The organism is Pontibacter sp. JAM-7, assembly GCF_048548695.2.
Taxonomy (GTDB): domain Bacteria; phylum Pseudomonadota; class Gammaproteobacteria; order Pseudomonadales; family Balneatricaceae; genus Neptuniibacter.
Window position 1 is genome coordinate 243,982 of sequence record NZ_JBLYIF020000002.1, and the last position, 13,857, is coordinate 257,838.

Genomic DNA, 13,857 nt, shown 5'->3' on the forward strand with positions numbered 1-13,857 from the left:
CTCTAGGGCACAGCGACTCGGCTAATGAGCTCGCCTATTAGCTGGTCTTTATTGAGACCACGCGCTTCAGCGACGTAACTCAGACCAATGCGGTGCCGCAAAATACTGGGGGCCATTTCCTGGACATCATCAGGCGTAACAAAGTCACGCCCTGCCAGCCAGGCTTTGGCTCTAACAGCTCGATCCAAAGCGATGGTGGCACGCGGGCTGGCACCAAACACGAGGCTGTCTTTCAGATCATCGCCATAACGCTCAGGCTGGCGGGTAGCCATCACCAGAGCGATTAAATAATCCTCGAGGTTGGGTGCCATATAGGTGTCCATAATGGCACTGCGCGCCTGAAACAAGTCAGTTTCTGACAGTACTACCTGTGCAGCAGTGTTATCACCCGCAAGGCTGGCGGAATGTTCGCGACGCACCAGTCGCAACACCTCTTTTTCCTGCTCATGATCTGGGTAATCCACCCGGATATGCAACATAAAACGGTCCAGCTGCGCCTCAGGTAAAGGATAGGTACCTTCCTGCTCCAGGGGGTTCTGGGTAGCCATGACCATAAAAAAACGCTGTAACGGATAGGTTTTACCTGCAACTGTAACCTGACGTTCTGCCATGGCTTCAAGCAGTGCAGATTGCACTTTGGCAGGCGCGCGGTTGATTTCGTCAGCCAATAATAGATTGCAGAACAAGGGGCCGGGGCGGAAAGAAAAATCTCCCTGCTGGCTGTTGTAGATCTCTGTGCCAGTAATATCACTCGGCAGCAAATCCGGGGTGAACTGCGCACGATGAAATACCCCTTCCAATAAATCACTCAGGGCATGTACGGTACGGGTTTTGGCCAATCCTGGGGGACCTTCCAACAGTACGTGACCATCGGTCAGTAAGGCAATCAGCAGATATTCAATCAATTCATCCTGGCCAACCACTCGCTGCTTAAGGGCGTCTAATAGCGAAATGAATTTTCCCTGTAGCCGATCTGAATGAATGGGTTCAGCATTCACTTCAGCTGTCATCCTGTTACTCCTAATTTTTTTATTTTATATATTATGCAGTTAACAATTGTTCTTAAAGTAGCCTACCACATGGTTTAATAACTGTTTCGCCCAAAACAGCTATCGTGTTGTTTAATCTCTCTTAGTCAGCAAAACTTACAAATCATTCAAACCACCTCACCGGCAGCAACACCAGAGGCCCAGGCCCACTGAAAATTATGGCCGCCAAGGTGGCCGGTAACATCAAGGCATTCACCAATAAAGTACAAACCTTCAACGGCTTCTGCCTGCATGGTTTTCTGTGAAACCTGTGCGGTACCAATACCGCCCCGCGTGACCTCGGCTGTACGATACCCTTCAGTACCTGATGGTTTCAACTGCCAGCCGCTGAATGTCTCACTAACCTGTTGCAGCCGGTCATTAGAAAGATCAGCCATGCTGCCGCTAAAACCGAACAACTCACACAGCACTTGGGCCATCTTACGGCTCATCCATTGTCCCATTACAGAACTCAACTCTGCTTTGGGGCGCTGCTCACGCTGTTGTTTCAACTCGGTTAATAGATCAGTTTCCGGGAAAAAGTTCACTGTCAGAGTATCACCGGGAGACCAGTAAGAGGATACCTGCAGTATTGCCGGGCCACTCAGACCACGATGGGTAAACAGCATTTGCTCAGTAAAAGCACTGCCATTGACGGCCGCAGTGACGCGATGTGAGCTGCCAGAGAGTTGCTTTAGCTTATCAAGTTGCTGCGGCTGCAGAGTAAACGGCACCAGTGCTGCCGCCAATGGTGATACTTGCAAGCCAAATTGTTCCGCCACGCGATACGCAAAATCAGTCGCCCCACCATTTGGGATAGATAAGCCACCTGTAGCAATCACCAGCGATGTACAACTAAACCGTCCAGCAGAGCTGGCAAGGCTGAATCCCGTGCTCTCGCGCTGTATCTGTGTAACATCCGCCTGCGACTGTATCTCAACACCCGCCCAGTTACACTCAGTCAGCAACATATCCACAATCTGCTTACTGGACTCATTGCAAAAGAGCTGACCCAGGGTTTTTTCGTGATAATCGATACCGTGTCGTTCTACCAGCTCAATAAAGGCACTTACTGGGTAGCGACTCAGTGCAGATTTGCAGAAGTGAGGATTATCAGACAGAAAATTGCTAGCGGTGTTATGCAGATTGGTGAAGTTACAACGACCACCGCCTGACATCAGAATTTTGCGACCGATTTTATTACTGCGCTCAAGTACCAGAACAGAACGACCCCGGTAGCCCGCAGTGGCGGCGCACATCAGTCCAGATGCACCGGCACCGATTATAATGACATCATAGCTTTGCACTGCGACCCTCCTCTGAGGGGCGCTATAGTAGCATAACTGTCAGCGGCGAAATCTACTGTGGTTTGTTGTGGTTGCCGTTGCACAGAGGCGGGGTATCGGTTTGTTTACAAAGGCAAAGCCAGACTTCATCATCCCGCTCAGCCTTGAATACCACTGGGTCAATACCTGTTCCCTGATGTGAACCATCACAAAAGGGCTGATCGGTAGAACGACCGCAGGCACACCAGGCATAAGTCTGCCCCTGCTTAACCGTCACTTTAATTGGCGCGTCGCCCGCTCGAATCACCGGAGAATGTGTCATAGCAACCTCCTAGCAGCACAGATAATTCAATCTCTGATGCAGTAACCGTAGAAGACGCGGCGGTGGTGTGCAAAAACTAATCCTGTGGATTCTCTGATCGAGACTGGTTAAGCCGACGAATTTTTTTCGCCAAACGGGTCTGTGGACCAGACTCCGATTCATCCTGATCAGAGGCCGCTTGCTCGGCTTCCCGATGCTTTTCATACAATGACTTATGCTTCTTGCGCGTTTCCTGACTTTTACGACGCCGACTTTCATAGCTCTCAGGATCAGCCAAACGTTCACGTCGGCTTGGGCCAGTATCGTCAATAAATCCTGTTGCCTTACGGCTCTTTTTTAACCGTGTCATCTATCTCTTCTCCCGTGGCAGCCAATGCCAACGCTTGCTGGCGTTCTAGTTCGGCCTGCCGATCTTTTTCCTGCCATTCCGCGACAGTCTCAAAACTGATTAAACCCAGCTTGCCACTACGCAGTTCATTTAATAAAAGGGTGGCAGCCTTGTTTCGTTCAACAATGCCACCCGGTCTCAGGCAGCCGCGGCGGCGCCCTATCTCGTCAAGTACTTCATCAGAAAGCTCAGGCAAATCTTTGATTTTAAACCTTTCAGCCAATCTTTCCGGGTAGAGATCACGTAAAAATGCCGCCGTAAACAATGCGATATCTTCATGTTCAATGGCGGTATCACGAATCGCGCCGCTCGCTGCAAGGCGGTAGCCAGAATCAGGGTCTTCTATTTTCGGCCAGAGAATACCCGGGGTATCAGACAGCGCTAAACCATTATGCGTGGTATAGCGTTTCTGGCTTTTGGTCACCGCAGGTTCATTACCCACCTTAGCAATTTTACGGCCTAACAAGGCATTGATAAGGGTGGATTTACCCACATTGGGAATCCCCATAATCATGGTACGGACCGGTCGACCAGAGCTGCTTCGCGCTGGCACCATCTGTTTACAGCGAGCCAAAATCCCTTTGATAATCTTCTTATCACTCTGACTCAATGCTATCGCCTGAATTTCCGGCTGAGCATTAAAATAATCAAGCCATTCACGGGTTATCGCCGGGTCAGCCAGGTCAGATTTATTGAGGATTTTCAGTACCGGCTTGCCACGGCGCAGTGCATCAACCAGCGGATTTTCACTGGATCTAGGCAGACGCGCATCCAGCACCTCAATGATGACATCAATCTCATCCATCACTTTGGCAATCTCTTTCCGGGCTTTATGCATGTGCCCCGGAAACCAGTTAATGCTCATGTTTAATACCTGCCCCGTCAAAAACAGCAGATTATACCGGATTAACTAAAGTAGTTGTTCTAAAGAAGAAAACTGTTTGAAAGCCCTACCGGCCCCCAGCGGTAAACAGCAATTTTATTGAAGATCAGTTGGCCTGTTGGGGACAATACGGTTTAAACTTGAATTCTCTTATTGTTTTGCCACGCCGTTCGCCGCAGTTATGGAGCCAAACTAACCATGGATCAATCCACCACCCCTACGATTCTGATGGCTCGCCAGCCCATTTACGATCGCAACCAAAAGGTTGTCGCATATGAGCTTTTGTATCGATCCGAGGGCGAGGAAGAGCACGCCCTATTCGCATCAGGCTCTGAAGCCACCAGCGAAGTTCTATTAAATGCTTACACCAGCATTTCAGAAGGCGGCACAGTGAAACAGGTACCCGCTTTCGTCAATATCAACAAAGACTTGTTGATCAACAGCCGCTTACCGGAAGTTTCAAAAAAGCAGGTTGTATTTGAAATCCTTGAAGATATTGAACCCGGCCCGGAAGTCCTTGAAGCGGTACAGCGCCTGCACAAAGACGGCTACCGCCTAGCGTTGGATGACTTCACCTACCATGAAAAATTTGACCCCTACATCGAGCTTTGTCAGATCGTTAAAGTCGATGTCACTCTGTTTAATAGCAGTGAGTTAAAGCAACAGGTTCAGAAGCTGAACAAATTTCGGGTAACGCTCCTGGCAGAAAAAATTGAAACCGTCGATAAGCTAACGGAATGTGTTGAACTGGGCTTTCGTCTATTTCAAGGCCACTTCCTCAGTAAGCCGGAAATCGTCAAAGGCAAAAAGGTGCAAAGCAGCCACATTGCACTGCTTCAGCTGATTCAGGAATTGCAGAAACCTAACGCCACACCTGAGAAGCTGGAGAAAATGATCCTGCGTGATCCAGCACTGACCTTTAAGCTACTCAGGATCGTTAACTCTGCCTGTTATCACTTGGTGCGCAAAGTTGAATCGATTGCTCAGGCCATCGTGTTGCTCGGCCTTGAGCAGGTAAAAAAGTGGGCCACACTGATTGCGATGACCTCCAATCAAGATAAACCCGAAGAGCTGACCCGTATTTTGCTAATTCGTGGGCGCATGTGTGAAGTCATTGCCGATCACGATAAATTCCCAAATTCCAGCAGCTTCTTTATGGCCGGTGTTTTATCCGGTCTACACGCGATGTTAGATATTGATCGCGCCGAAATGCTGGAACAAGTGCCACTGGGTGATGATATAAAAGATGCCGTAGCCATGGGTGCAGGCCCTATCGGTGAGGTCCTACGTAACGTGGTTAACTATGAGAACGGCGACTGGGACCTGCTGCCATCAGACCTGAATGGCAATCTGTACGATAAGGCTTATCGCCACAGTATCGAATGGACCCGCGAAACCATGCAGAACATGTACGAATAATCCCCTCCTCTTATTTCACCCGCAGGACGTGCGCTTGTTTGCGGGTGAAATACGACTCAAGACGCAATACAATAGTCCTATTTCGCGACTGCGTAACGCCAGAGGAATAGATTATGCCATTGCCTCAACCTGCTAGCCGAAGCCTGCGACACACCCGGCGTGTCATATGTGAAGGCTATAAGCGTGATGATGGTCTTTGGGATATTGAAGCCCATCTAATCGACACCAAAACCTTTGCCATGAACTTTCGTGATCGCGAAAATGGCATTATTCCAGCAGGCGAACCCCTGCATGGTATGGCAGTTCGCATTACCGTTGACATTGAGCTGAATATTCTCGATGCCGCCGCCAGCATGGACTACACGCCTTTCAACTGCTGCAGTAATATTGCCCCGGCCTACCGACAACTGATCGGTCTGCAGATTGCACAAGGTTTCACCCGTAAAACCCGTGAACTGTTCTCAGGCACCCGAGGCTGCACACACCTGCTGGAGCTACTTGGTCCGTTGGCGACTACCGCGTTTCAGGCGACCCATCAGGAACGCGAGAAGCTGGAAAACTTCTGGCAAAACAAGGATACACCTCCACCTATGCTGGATAGCTGCCATACCATGGCATCTGACGGTCCCATCGTGCGAGAATACTGGCCGCACTTTCATGCTCAGGATGAAGAGTTCAACCTGATTCAGCATGAGTTGTGTGACTCAGACTGTACAAATGAAAGCGCCTGACCGCTGAGGACCCGAGATGCTGATTCATCCCAATAAATCCTGCCTGCTGATCGTCGATGTGCAGCAAAAACTGCTACCTGCCGTAGAAACACCCGAAACCCTGGTCAAAAATGTCCGCTGGCTGGGTGAAATTGCTCAGCACCTCAATGTGCCGGTATTAATCAGTGAACAATACCCCCAAGGGCTCGGCCATACCGCAGCTGAGTTGCAGGCACTACAGCGCAATGACAATGTGATGAGCAAAACTTTTTTTAGCTGCATGTCTGAGGCGGACTGTAATCAACAGATCAATGCCCTGCGGCCTAATCAGGTTATCATTACTGGTATGGAAGCCCATGTCTGTGTGCTACAAACCGCCATTCAACTCAAACAACAGGCCCGGGAAGTCTATGTTGTGGCCGATTGTGTTGCTTCACGCAATCCTGCAGATAAGGCACTGGCATTAGAACGGATGCGTCAGTGTGGCATCTATGTCGTCAGCCGAGAGATGGTGGCATTTGAGTGGCTGCAGAAATCCGATACAGCGCAATTCCGGTATATCAGCAAAAATTACATACGCTAATCCACGGCATCCTGACGCCTGGCATTCTATTATAAAACAGCCGGTTATCTCGGCTGTTTTATAATGGAAGTTTGGCGCACCCTGCTCCCTGACATATACTGGCCTTAAAACTTTGCGATGCCAGAGACTATGTATAGACCCATCTGGACTCCCAATCCTGAGCAGGTTAAATGCAGCCAGCTGTTCCAATTTATGCAACAGCTAAACCAAACTCGTCAGCTCAGTCTGACCAATTATGACGAGTTGTATGACTGGTCCGTGGCGCAACCTGAAGCATTCTGGTCAGCCGTCTGGCAACACAGTGGCGTGATTGCCAGCAAAACCGCGACACAGGCGCTTGAAGACCCGGAGAAGATGCCGGGGGCACGTTGGTTTGCTGATGCTGAACTGAATTTTGCCGAAAACCTGCTGCGTTTTCGGGATGACCACCCCGCCGTTATTTTCCGCAACGAAACTGCCAGCCGCCGTACCCTCAGTTACCGTGAACTCTACCAGCAGACTGCACAATTGACGGCTGGATTATCTCGAGCAGGCATACAACCTGGGGATATAGTCGCAGGCTATCTACCCAATATCCCCGAGACCCTGGTTGCAATGCTTGCCACCACTGCTCTGGGGGCGGTCTGGACCTCATGCTCCCCAGATTTTGGCAGTCATGGTGTGATTGATCGCTTTGGCCAGGTAAAACCAAAACTGCTGATCTGTGCCGATGGGTATCAATATAACGGTCAGAATATTGACGTATTACCGCGTGTAAAATCCATCAGCCGCGAAATTCAGAGCATTGAGCAGATTATTGTCATCCCCTATATGCAGCGCAGGCCTGCCATCGCGTCGCTACCTAATGCCATACTCTGGCAGGATGTGCTGGTACCGGATAATGACAGTATTGATTTTGTTCAACGCCCTTTTAATGCCCCTTTATATATTCTGTATTCATCCGGCACCACCGGTGTACCCAAATGCATTGTCCATGGTATCGGTGGCACCCTGTTGCAGCACCTGAAAGAACATCAACTGCATACCGATATTGAACGCAACGATGTGTTGTTCTATTTCACGACCACCGGTTGGATGATGTGGAACTGGCTGGTGAGCGGACTCGCCAGTGGCTGTACCCTGCTGCTGTATGATGGAGCCCCCTTTGCCCCAACGACCGAACACCTTTGGCAGATTGCCGAACAGGAAAACATCAGCGTATTTGGCACCAGTGCCAAATACATTTCCGCTCTGGAAAAAGCCGGAGTGCATCCAGTAACTCAATGTCGCCTGCCCGCGTTAAGGACACTCCTTTCCACCGGTTCGCCATTGGCACAGGAAAGTTACGACTACGTTTATCGTTCGATCAAATCTGACCTGATGCTCGCTTCGATATCTGGTGGCACTGATATCATCGGCTGTTTCGCTCTGGGTTGCCCTATGCGTCCGGTGTACCGTGGTGAGCTACAGTGTCGTGGTCTGGGTATGGCGGTTAATATCTACGATCCCTCTGGCCAACCGTTAATCAGTGGCAAAGGCGAACTGGTGTGTGAACAGCCCTTCCCTTCGATGCCAATCTATTTCTGGGACGACCCGGAACAAGCGAAATACCGACAGGCCTATTTCTCCCGCTATCCTGGCATCTGGAGCCACGGTGACTATGCAGAGCGCACAGCACAAGACGGCATGATTATTCATGGTCGTTCCGATGCGGTACTCAACCCTGGAGGGATACGCATCGGGACCGCAGAAATATACCGTCAGGTGGAACATCTGGACTGGGTACAAGAAGCACTCTGTATCGATCAACCATGGCTGGATGATACCCGTATCGTGCTGTTCGTCGTGCTCAAGGATGGCCTTACCCTGACAGCTGAACATGAACAGAAGATTCGCGACACCATTCGCCAGAATACGACCCCGCGTCATGTGCCACAAAAGATCATTCAGGTAGCAGATATCCCCCGGACACTCAGTGGTAAAATTGTCGAGCTGGCAGTGCGTAACATCGTGACAGGGCAACCGGTGACCAACCTAGATGCACTGGCTAATCCTGAGGCACTTGAGGCATTTCGTGACCTGCCGCAACTACAGGAATAATGGCACTCAACATCTGACCGCTACCAGTTTAAAATAGCTTTTTTTGTAACTCCGACATGGCCGCAGATGAAAAACCCAAATATTGATCAGCTCACCACAGCCGAGAACGAAACCAACCAAACCAAGAACGGGTTTCTCGCATTAGTGTCCCGCCTGTGCTTTGAAGAAAAACTACCGATCCGCTTTATATACAAAACGGTACCCGAACACCTTAATGACACTGGCTGGCGGATGTTTACCGGTTATGAAGATGAGGCCTTCCTGCAGGACGAACAAACCAACCTGCTACCAGTGGATCTGGACAAAGTCTGCAAGCTCGATCCTTCACTGGAACCTTTGGTGAGTTATAACGCAGGCACTGTATGGGAGCGTACCCCCGACAGTGATGGCTGGGAGCGCGTCTATGACTTCAAAATACCTGCAGCCAATGTTCCGGTGCACATCACTAATGATGTCGATGACTTCCCCGAAAAATAGTCACTCCTGGGCAGCAACGAAAAAAACGCTTGAAATTTATGAGACCATCCCTATCTAAGTGGTATGCCGGCGCCTGATGGGTCGGCTTAACCCGGTCTTAGGACGGGTTAACAACCTATATTGCTTGATGAGGATATAACCATGCGTGAATTTGACCTATCTCCCCTGTACCGATCCGCTATCGGCGTTGACCGTCTAGCAAACATGCTGAATACCGCCAGTCGTTCTGATAATCAACCTAGTTTCCCGCCCTACAACATCGAACTATTAGGCGAAAACGAATACCGCATTACTATGGCTGTCGCAGGTTTTGAGCGTGAAGAGCTGAGCATTCAGAGTGAAAGTGGCGCATTGACCATTACTGGCCAGAAAGCGGAAGAGCTGCACGATAAACAATACCTGTATCAGGGTATTGCAGCCAGAAACTTTGAACGCCGTTTCCAGCTGGCTGATCATGTAAAAGTGGTGCGCGCCACAATCGAACATGGTTTACTGCATGTTGATCTGGTACATGAAATTCCAGAAGCCATGAAACCCCGCACGATTGCCATAGAGCACTAAGCCGATCCGGCGAATAAAAAGGAGGCATTCGCCTCCTTTTTTGTAGTCAAAATATGCTCGCGCTACATCAATCGCATGCGCATGAACTGATCTCGATAAGCCTGTGCTATGAGCTCGCTAGAGCAACAAAAGATCACGTGCTGCAACGCCTGTAGACCATTAAGTTCAGCCAACACCGTTTGTAATGCAATCTCAGCAGCTTGCGTGTAAGGATAACCATAAACACCGCAACTGATAGCAGGAAAAGCGATACTCTTAAGCTGGTACTGTTGCGCCAATGCCATGACCGAACAATAGCAACGCGCTAACAAAGCAGCTTCTCCGTGATTGCCACCGTGCCAAACTGGCCCCACCGTATGAATAATATACCGGGCCGGCAATTGAAAACCCTGAGTCATTTTGGCATTACCGGTCGGGCAACCCTGCAATTCCCGGCAAGCCACCAGAAGCGCCGGCCCCGCTGCACGATGAATGGCACCATCCACCCCACCGCCGCCTAACAGGCTTTCATTAGCAGCATTAACCACGGCATCCACTTGCAACTGAGTAATATCAGCCACCACGATGCTGAGTTTGTCGATGGTTGAACGACTCATGTTTTAAGCCCAATATGCACTGCCAGCCAGATGGCCTTGGGCGCGCTACTGGTATAAATCACGCGATGCCGACAACCGGCGGGGAGCCAATAATTATCACCTGCGGCCAAGGTCACTGTTTGTTTGTCTGCAAGCAGCTCTATGGTTGCTGTCCCCTGCAACAACACCACCCATTCATCCCAGGCCTGATCATAATATTCGCCATCAGGGGTGGCCTGACCGGAGGAAATAATGCGCTCTATTTTGACTCCGCTTTTTTCTAACAGCGTATCAAACTGCTCTGTCTTCAACAGATCTTCAGGCAGGTCTGCAAACAGATTCATGCCGCCTGAGCTCGGGCAACCTGAACAGATAACTCGGCCCATTGGTTGAGCAAGTCTGCATCATCCATTGCCTGCTCGGGTACAGTGTAATAATTGATCTGGACAGATTTACCCTGTTTCAGGTAAGTAAACTGCTGACAGCCACACTGCAAAAAACAATCAGCCAGTGCATGATCAGCTTTAAGGTAAAGCTGATCATCTACCACCAGTGCAAACATAAGCTGATCACAAAAAAAACCATGCCCGCCAAACATCCGACGCGAAGTTACAGACCGCTGTTGCGACAGTTGATCTAACAAATAGTCAATAAATGCTGGTGAATTAGCCATAACTACTCCTTGTCCACAAAGGTAGTGTAGCAGTGAAAAACTAAGCGACAGCAGTGCGGTGAGTAGCTCCGATGGATTGATATATCGCCTGGCGGATTTGCTCCGGCTGACGCAGGGTTTTAACTTGCTGGAATAGCATAGCGGCCTCAGGGTATTCCCGCTGTAGTTGCTGTAACCATTGTTTAATCCGGCCATGTACATAACGTGCTGCAATATCACGTTCAATCTGCTCAAGGTATTGTAATACTAGGGGAACAACCATACGCCAAGCCATTTCATCGCCGGTTTGCTGTGCCCGATCCAGCGCGATCATATTGGCCAGGTCTGGCTTGGCAATTAAACCGCGACCAATCATCACATCGGCACAACCACTGACCTCGCGACACAGGTGGTAATCCTCAACACTCCAGACTTCACCATTAGCTATCACTGGGAGAGCCACTTGCTCACGAATGCGCGCAATCCATTCCCAGTGCGCCGGTGGGCGATAACCTTCAAGCTTGGTTCGGGCATGTACCGCCAGGCTGGTAGCGCCTGCACTGCAAATGGCTGCTGCATTTTCCAGTGCCAGGCCCTTATCTTTATTCCCCAGTCGCATCTTGGCACTCACCGGAACATCGGCTGGCACCGCTTGACGTACTGCTTTAACGATAGCATGGACTAAGTCAGGTTCATCCAGTAAAACGGCACCACCACGACTGCGATTAACTGTCTTTGCGGGGCAGCCAAAATTGAGATCAATCGCCGGCGCCCCTAGTTTCGCAGCTTTCCGGGCATTTCCCGCCAGCAGCACTGGATCACTACCTAGGAGCTGTAAAACCACTGGCACGCCAGCCAGCGTACGCCCCCCCTGAAGTAGTTCTGGACAGATACGACGAAACACCCTTGCAGGCAAAATCCGATCACTCACCCGGACAAATTCGGTGACACAACGGTCAATACCACCGACCCGGGTCAGCAGGTCTCGCATGGTGAAATCGACAACACCCTCCATCGGGGCGAGAATAATATTCATAGATATGTCAGGCTAAACTGTCCGTGAAAAGCGACCATTATAAAGCAGAAGCCGGGTGAGTACCGAACATGAGATTATTTACCGCCATTGACCTGCCCCGACGCCTGTCAGAACAACTCAACCCGTTGCTTCCAAGTGGCTACGACACCGATATGCGCTGGAGTCTGCCAGAGCAAATGCATATTACTCTGGTATTTATCGGTGAGGTCGCACCGGACCAGTTCGACCCTCTATTAACGGCAATTGCCGAAATTGAATTTGAACCTTTTCAGCTGATCTGCAGTGGTGTCGGGCATTTTCCCTCCGGGATCGTCTGGCTGGGTATTGAAGCCAATGAAGGCCTACAGCGGCTACAACAAAAGCTGCACCACTGTATTGACCAACAGGGTTTTCACGTTGGTCGCCGTCGTTACCGACCACATATTACTCTGGGCAGATGTCAAAGCCTGTCACCTGAACTGATGACACAGCTGGCCAGTAATCTGGCAGCGTTCAAAGCGCCATTCAGCGTGGATCAGTTTGTGCTTAAAAGCAGTCAGCTACGACCGGATGGCGCGCTGCATACCACAGAAGCGGTATTTTTGGCGGAAGAACCCAGCGCCTGACGTTAAACCTCAGGCGCTGGACAGATCAGATGGCGGCCAAACCACGGCACATATCGGCCTTGATATCGTCCAGGTCTTCAATGCCGACCGAGAGACGAATCAGATTGTCATGAATACCCGCCTCAGCGCGTGCTTCAGCAGTCATTCTGCCGTGAGTTGTGGACGCCGGATGTGTAATGGTGGTTTTCACATCCCCTAGATTGCCGGTGATTGAGACCATTTCAGTGGCATCAATAAAGCGCCAGGCGGCTGCCTGATCACCGGTAACCTCGAATGACAATACACCACCAAAACCACCGGTTTGCTGCTGCTTCGCCAGCTCATGCTGTGGGTGACTTGGCAGGCCGGCATAGAATACCCGCTCAATGCCCGGCTGTTGTTCCAGCCAAAGCGCCATGTCCAGAGCATTGCGACAATGGGCATCCATACGTAAACGCAGAGTTTCCAGCCCTTTTAAAAACACCCATGCATTAAACGGACTCAGGCAGGCACCACCCGTGCGGATAAAGCCATATACCTCTTCCATCTCTTTATCACGCCCGACAACCACACCACCAATGCAACGACCCTGACCATCCAGATACTTGGTCGCCGAGTGAATCACAATGTCAGCGCCCTGTTTGATCGGCTGCTGTAATACCGGTGTGCAGAAGCAGTTATCCACGACCAGCAGCAGCTCATGCTGTTTAGACAGCGCGGCAACCGCGACCACATCGGTCAGTTCGGCCAGTGGATTGGAGGGCGTCTCCAAAAACAGCATTTTTGTTTCCGGTACAATCGCTTCACGCCAGGCATCAATAGAAGTGGGATCAACAAAGGTAGTGCTGATGCCGGTACGGGTCAGGTATTTTTCGAACAGTGATACAGTCGAACCAAACACACTGCGCGAGCAAACAACATGGTCACCCTGCTGTAGCAGCGCCAGGCAGGTACTCAGAATTGCCGCCATTCCAGACGCAGTGGCTACAGCGCGCTCGCCACCTTCCATCGTAGCAATACGCTCCTCGAAAAACTGCACTGTAGGATTGGTAAAGCGAGAATAGATATTGCCGGCTTCATCACCACCAAAGCGCGCAGCCGCTTCACGAGCACTGGAGAACACGTAACTGGAGGTCGCATAGATCGGGTCACTGTGCTCCCCTTCCAGCGAACGATGCTGTCCAGCACGGACGGCCTGAGTCGACTGGCCGTAACCCTCGGCTTCAAACTGAATACGCTGCAGGCGTTCATAATCCGCTATGGACATGGAACTA

17 protein-coding genes are annotated in these 13,857 nt (G+C 50.5%); 7 read left to right on the plus strand and 10 right to left on the minus strand.

Going from position 1 to position 13,857, the window contains the following annotated elements:
* Positions 1–2: 2 nt before the first annotated feature.
* From ACFVYJ_RS03515 to ylqF, 5 genes are all read right to left on the minus strand, one after another.
* Positions 3–1,010, minus strand: coding sequence for an AAA family ATPase (locus ACFVYJ_RS03515; protein ID WP_419413690.1), 1,008 nt, complete (start codon positions 1,008–1,010; stop codon positions 3–5).
* A gap of 146 nt (positions 1,011–1,156) precedes the next feature.
* On the minus strand, positions 1,157–2,335 hold the full coding sequence (locus ACFVYJ_RS03520) for a BaiN/RdsA family NAD(P)/FAD-dependent oxidoreductase (RefSeq protein ID WP_419413689.1): 1,179 nt from the start codon (positions 2,333–2,335) through the stop codon (positions 1,157–1,159).
* A gap of 52 nt (positions 2,336–2,387) precedes the next feature.
* A complete protein-coding gene (locus tag ACFVYJ_RS03525; RefSeq protein WP_419413688.1) occupies positions 2,388–2,636 on the minus strand; it encodes a CDGSH iron-sulfur domain-containing protein in 249 nt (82 codons plus the stop codon).
* Between the two features lie 76 nt (positions 2,637–2,712).
* Positions 2,713–2,985 carry a hypothetical protein gene (locus ACFVYJ_RS03530; RefSeq protein WP_419413687.1) on the minus strand — a complete coding sequence of 91 codons (273 nt, stop codon included), beginning with the start codon at positions 2,983–2,985 and terminating at the stop codon, positions 2,713–2,715.
* Complete coding sequence (gene ylqF, locus ACFVYJ_RS03535) at positions 2,960–3,889, minus strand: ribosome biogenesis GTPase YlqF (protein WP_419413686.1); 930 nt, start codon at positions 3,887–3,889, stop codon at positions 2,960–2,962. Before ylqF ends, ACFVYJ_RS03530 begins: the two co-directional genes overlap by 26 nt.
* 216 nt (positions 3,890–4,105) lie before the next feature.
* On the opposite strand from ylqF, the gene ACFVYJ_RS03540 reads away from it, so the two are divergent.
* The 6 genes from ACFVYJ_RS03540 to ACFVYJ_RS03565 all read left to right on the plus strand — a co-directional run bounded on the left by ACFVYJ_RS03540 (position 4,106) and on the right by ACFVYJ_RS03565 (position 9,736).
* The gene (locus ACFVYJ_RS03540) at positions 4,106–5,326 is read left to right on the plus strand and encodes an EAL and HDOD domain-containing protein (RefSeq protein WP_419413685.1); all 1,221 of its coding nucleotides are present in this window, start codon (positions 4,106–4,108) and stop codon (positions 5,324–5,326) included.
* A 113-nt stretch (positions 5,327–5,439) separates the two neighbouring features.
* Positions 5,440–6,057, plus strand: coding sequence for a DUF2889 domain-containing protein (locus tag ACFVYJ_RS03545; protein ID WP_419413684.1), 618 nt, complete (start codon positions 5,440–5,442; stop codon positions 6,055–6,057).
* A 16-nt stretch (positions 6,058–6,073) separates the two neighbouring features.
* Positions 6,074–6,619: a hydrolase gene (locus tag ACFVYJ_RS03550; RefSeq protein WP_419413683.1), complete on the plus strand. Its 546-nt coding sequence runs from the start codon at positions 6,074–6,076 to the stop codon at positions 6,617–6,619.
* A gap of 129 nt (positions 6,620–6,748) precedes the next feature.
* Positions 6,749–8,698 (plus strand): acetoacetate--CoA ligase, encoded by a 1,950-nt coding sequence (locus tag ACFVYJ_RS03555; RefSeq protein WP_463254894.1) that lies wholly within the window; start codon positions 6,749–6,751, stop codon positions 8,696–8,698.
* Positions 8,699–8,764: 66 nt separating this feature from the next.
* On the plus strand, positions 8,765–9,175 hold the full coding sequence (locus ACFVYJ_RS03560; protein ID WP_419413681.1) for an immunity protein Imm33 domain-containing protein: 411 nt from the start codon (positions 8,765–8,767) through the stop codon (positions 9,173–9,175).
* A gap of 141 nt (positions 9,176–9,316) precedes the next feature.
* A complete protein-coding gene (locus ACFVYJ_RS03565; RefSeq protein WP_419413680.1) occupies positions 9,317–9,736 on the plus strand; it encodes an Hsp20 family protein in 420 nt (139 codons plus the stop codon).
* A 62-nt stretch (positions 9,737–9,798) separates the two neighbouring features.
* On the opposite strand, the gene ACFVYJ_RS03570 is transcribed toward ACFVYJ_RS03565, so the two are convergent.
* From ACFVYJ_RS03570 to ACFVYJ_RS03585, 4 genes are read right to left on the minus strand one after another with little or no spacing between them, the layout of a single operon-like run.
* Positions 9,799–10,332, minus strand: a complete 534-nt coding sequence (locus ACFVYJ_RS03570) for an O-acetyl-ADP-ribose deacetylase (RefSeq protein WP_419413679.1) — start codon at positions 10,330–10,332, stop codon at positions 9,799–9,801.
* Complete coding sequence (locus ACFVYJ_RS03575) at positions 10,329–10,655, minus strand: cupin domain-containing protein (protein ID WP_419413678.1); 327 nt, start codon at positions 10,653–10,655, stop codon at positions 10,329–10,331. Before ACFVYJ_RS03575 ends, ACFVYJ_RS03570 begins: the two co-directional genes overlap by 4 nt.
* On the minus strand, positions 10,652–10,984 hold the full coding sequence (locus ACFVYJ_RS03580) for a TfoX/Sxy family protein (protein WP_419413677.1): 333 nt from the start codon (positions 10,982–10,984) through the stop codon (positions 10,652–10,654). The genes ACFVYJ_RS03575 and ACFVYJ_RS03580 overlap by 4 nt, the downstream gene beginning before the upstream one ends.
* A 40-nt stretch (positions 10,985–11,024) precedes the next feature.
* Positions 11,025–11,999 (minus strand): tRNA dihydrouridine synthase, encoded by a 975-nt coding sequence (locus ACFVYJ_RS03585; protein ID WP_419413676.1) that lies wholly within the window; start codon positions 11,997–11,999, stop codon positions 11,025–11,027.
* A 68-nt stretch (positions 12,000–12,067) separates the two neighbouring features.
* Between ACFVYJ_RS03585 and thpR the strand changes: the two genes are divergently transcribed.
* Positions 12,068–12,604: an RNA 2',3'-cyclic phosphodiesterase gene (gene thpR, locus ACFVYJ_RS03590; RefSeq protein ID WP_419413675.1), complete on the plus strand. Its 537-nt coding sequence runs from the start codon at positions 12,068–12,070 to the stop codon at positions 12,602–12,604.
* Positions 12,605–12,629: 25 nt separating this feature from the next.
* On the opposite strand, the gene ACFVYJ_RS03595 is transcribed toward thpR, so the two are convergent.
* Positions 12,630–13,850, minus strand: a complete 1,221-nt coding sequence (locus ACFVYJ_RS03595) for an O-succinylhomoserine sulfhydrylase (protein WP_419413674.1) — start codon at positions 13,848–13,850, stop codon at positions 12,630–12,632.
* Positions 13,851–13,857: the final 7 nt, after the last annotated feature.

Coding starts and splice junctions, on each gene's coding strand:
- ACFVYJ_RS03515 (WP_419413690.1), bottom strand. CDS start 1,010: ATGACAGCTGAAGTGAATGCTGAACCCATTCATTCAGATCGGCTACAG.
- ACFVYJ_RS03525 (WP_419413688.1), bottom strand. CDS start 2,636: ATGACACATTCTCCGGTGATTCGAGCGGGCGACGCGCCAATTAAAGTG.
- ACFVYJ_RS03530 (WP_419413687.1), bottom strand. CDS start 2,985: ATGACACGGTTAAAAAAGAGCCGTAAGGCAACAGGATTTATTGACGAT.
- ylqF (WP_419413686.1), bottom strand. CDS start 3,889: ATGAGCATTAACTGGTTTCCGGGGCACATGCATAAAGCCCGGAAAGAG.
- ACFVYJ_RS03540 (WP_419413685.1), top strand. CDS start 4,106: ATGGATCAATCCACCACCCCTACGATTCTGATGGCTCGCCAGCCCATT.
- ACFVYJ_RS03545 (WP_419413684.1), top strand. CDS start 5,440: ATGCCATTGCCTCAACCTGCTAGCCGAAGCCTGCGACACACCCGGCGT.
- ACFVYJ_RS03550 (WP_419413683.1), top strand. CDS start 6,074: ATGCTGATTCATCCCAATAAATCCTGCCTGCTGATCGTCGATGTGCAG.
- ACFVYJ_RS03555 (WP_463254894.1), top strand. CDS start 6,749: ATGTATAGACCCATCTGGACTCCCAATCCTGAGCAGGTTAAATGCAGC.
- ACFVYJ_RS03560 (WP_419413681.1), top strand. CDS start 8,765: ATGAAAAACCCAAATATTGATCAGCTCACCACAGCCGAGAACGAAACC.
- ACFVYJ_RS03565 (WP_419413680.1), top strand. CDS start 9,317: ATGCGTGAATTTGACCTATCTCCCCTGTACCGATCCGCTATCGGCGTT.
- ACFVYJ_RS03570 (WP_419413679.1), bottom strand. CDS start 10,332: ATGAGTCGTTCAACCATCGACAAACTCAGCATCGTGGTGGCTGATATT.
- ACFVYJ_RS03575 (WP_419413678.1), bottom strand. CDS start 10,655: ATGAATCTGTTTGCAGACCTGCCTGAAGATCTGTTGAAGACAGAGCAG.
- ACFVYJ_RS03580 (WP_419413677.1), bottom strand. CDS start 10,984: ATGGCTAATTCACCAGCATTTATTGACTATTTGTTAGATCAACTGTCG.
- ACFVYJ_RS03585 (WP_419413676.1), bottom strand. CDS start 11,999: ATGAATATTATTCTCGCCCCGATGGAGGGTGTTGTCGATTTCACCATG.
- thpR (WP_419413675.1), top strand. CDS start 12,068: ATGAGATTATTTACCGCCATTGACCTGCCCCGACGCCTGTCAGAACAA.
- ACFVYJ_RS03595 (WP_419413674.1), bottom strand. CDS start 13,850: ATGTCCATAGCGGATTATGAACGCCTGCAGCGTATTCAGTTTGAAGCC.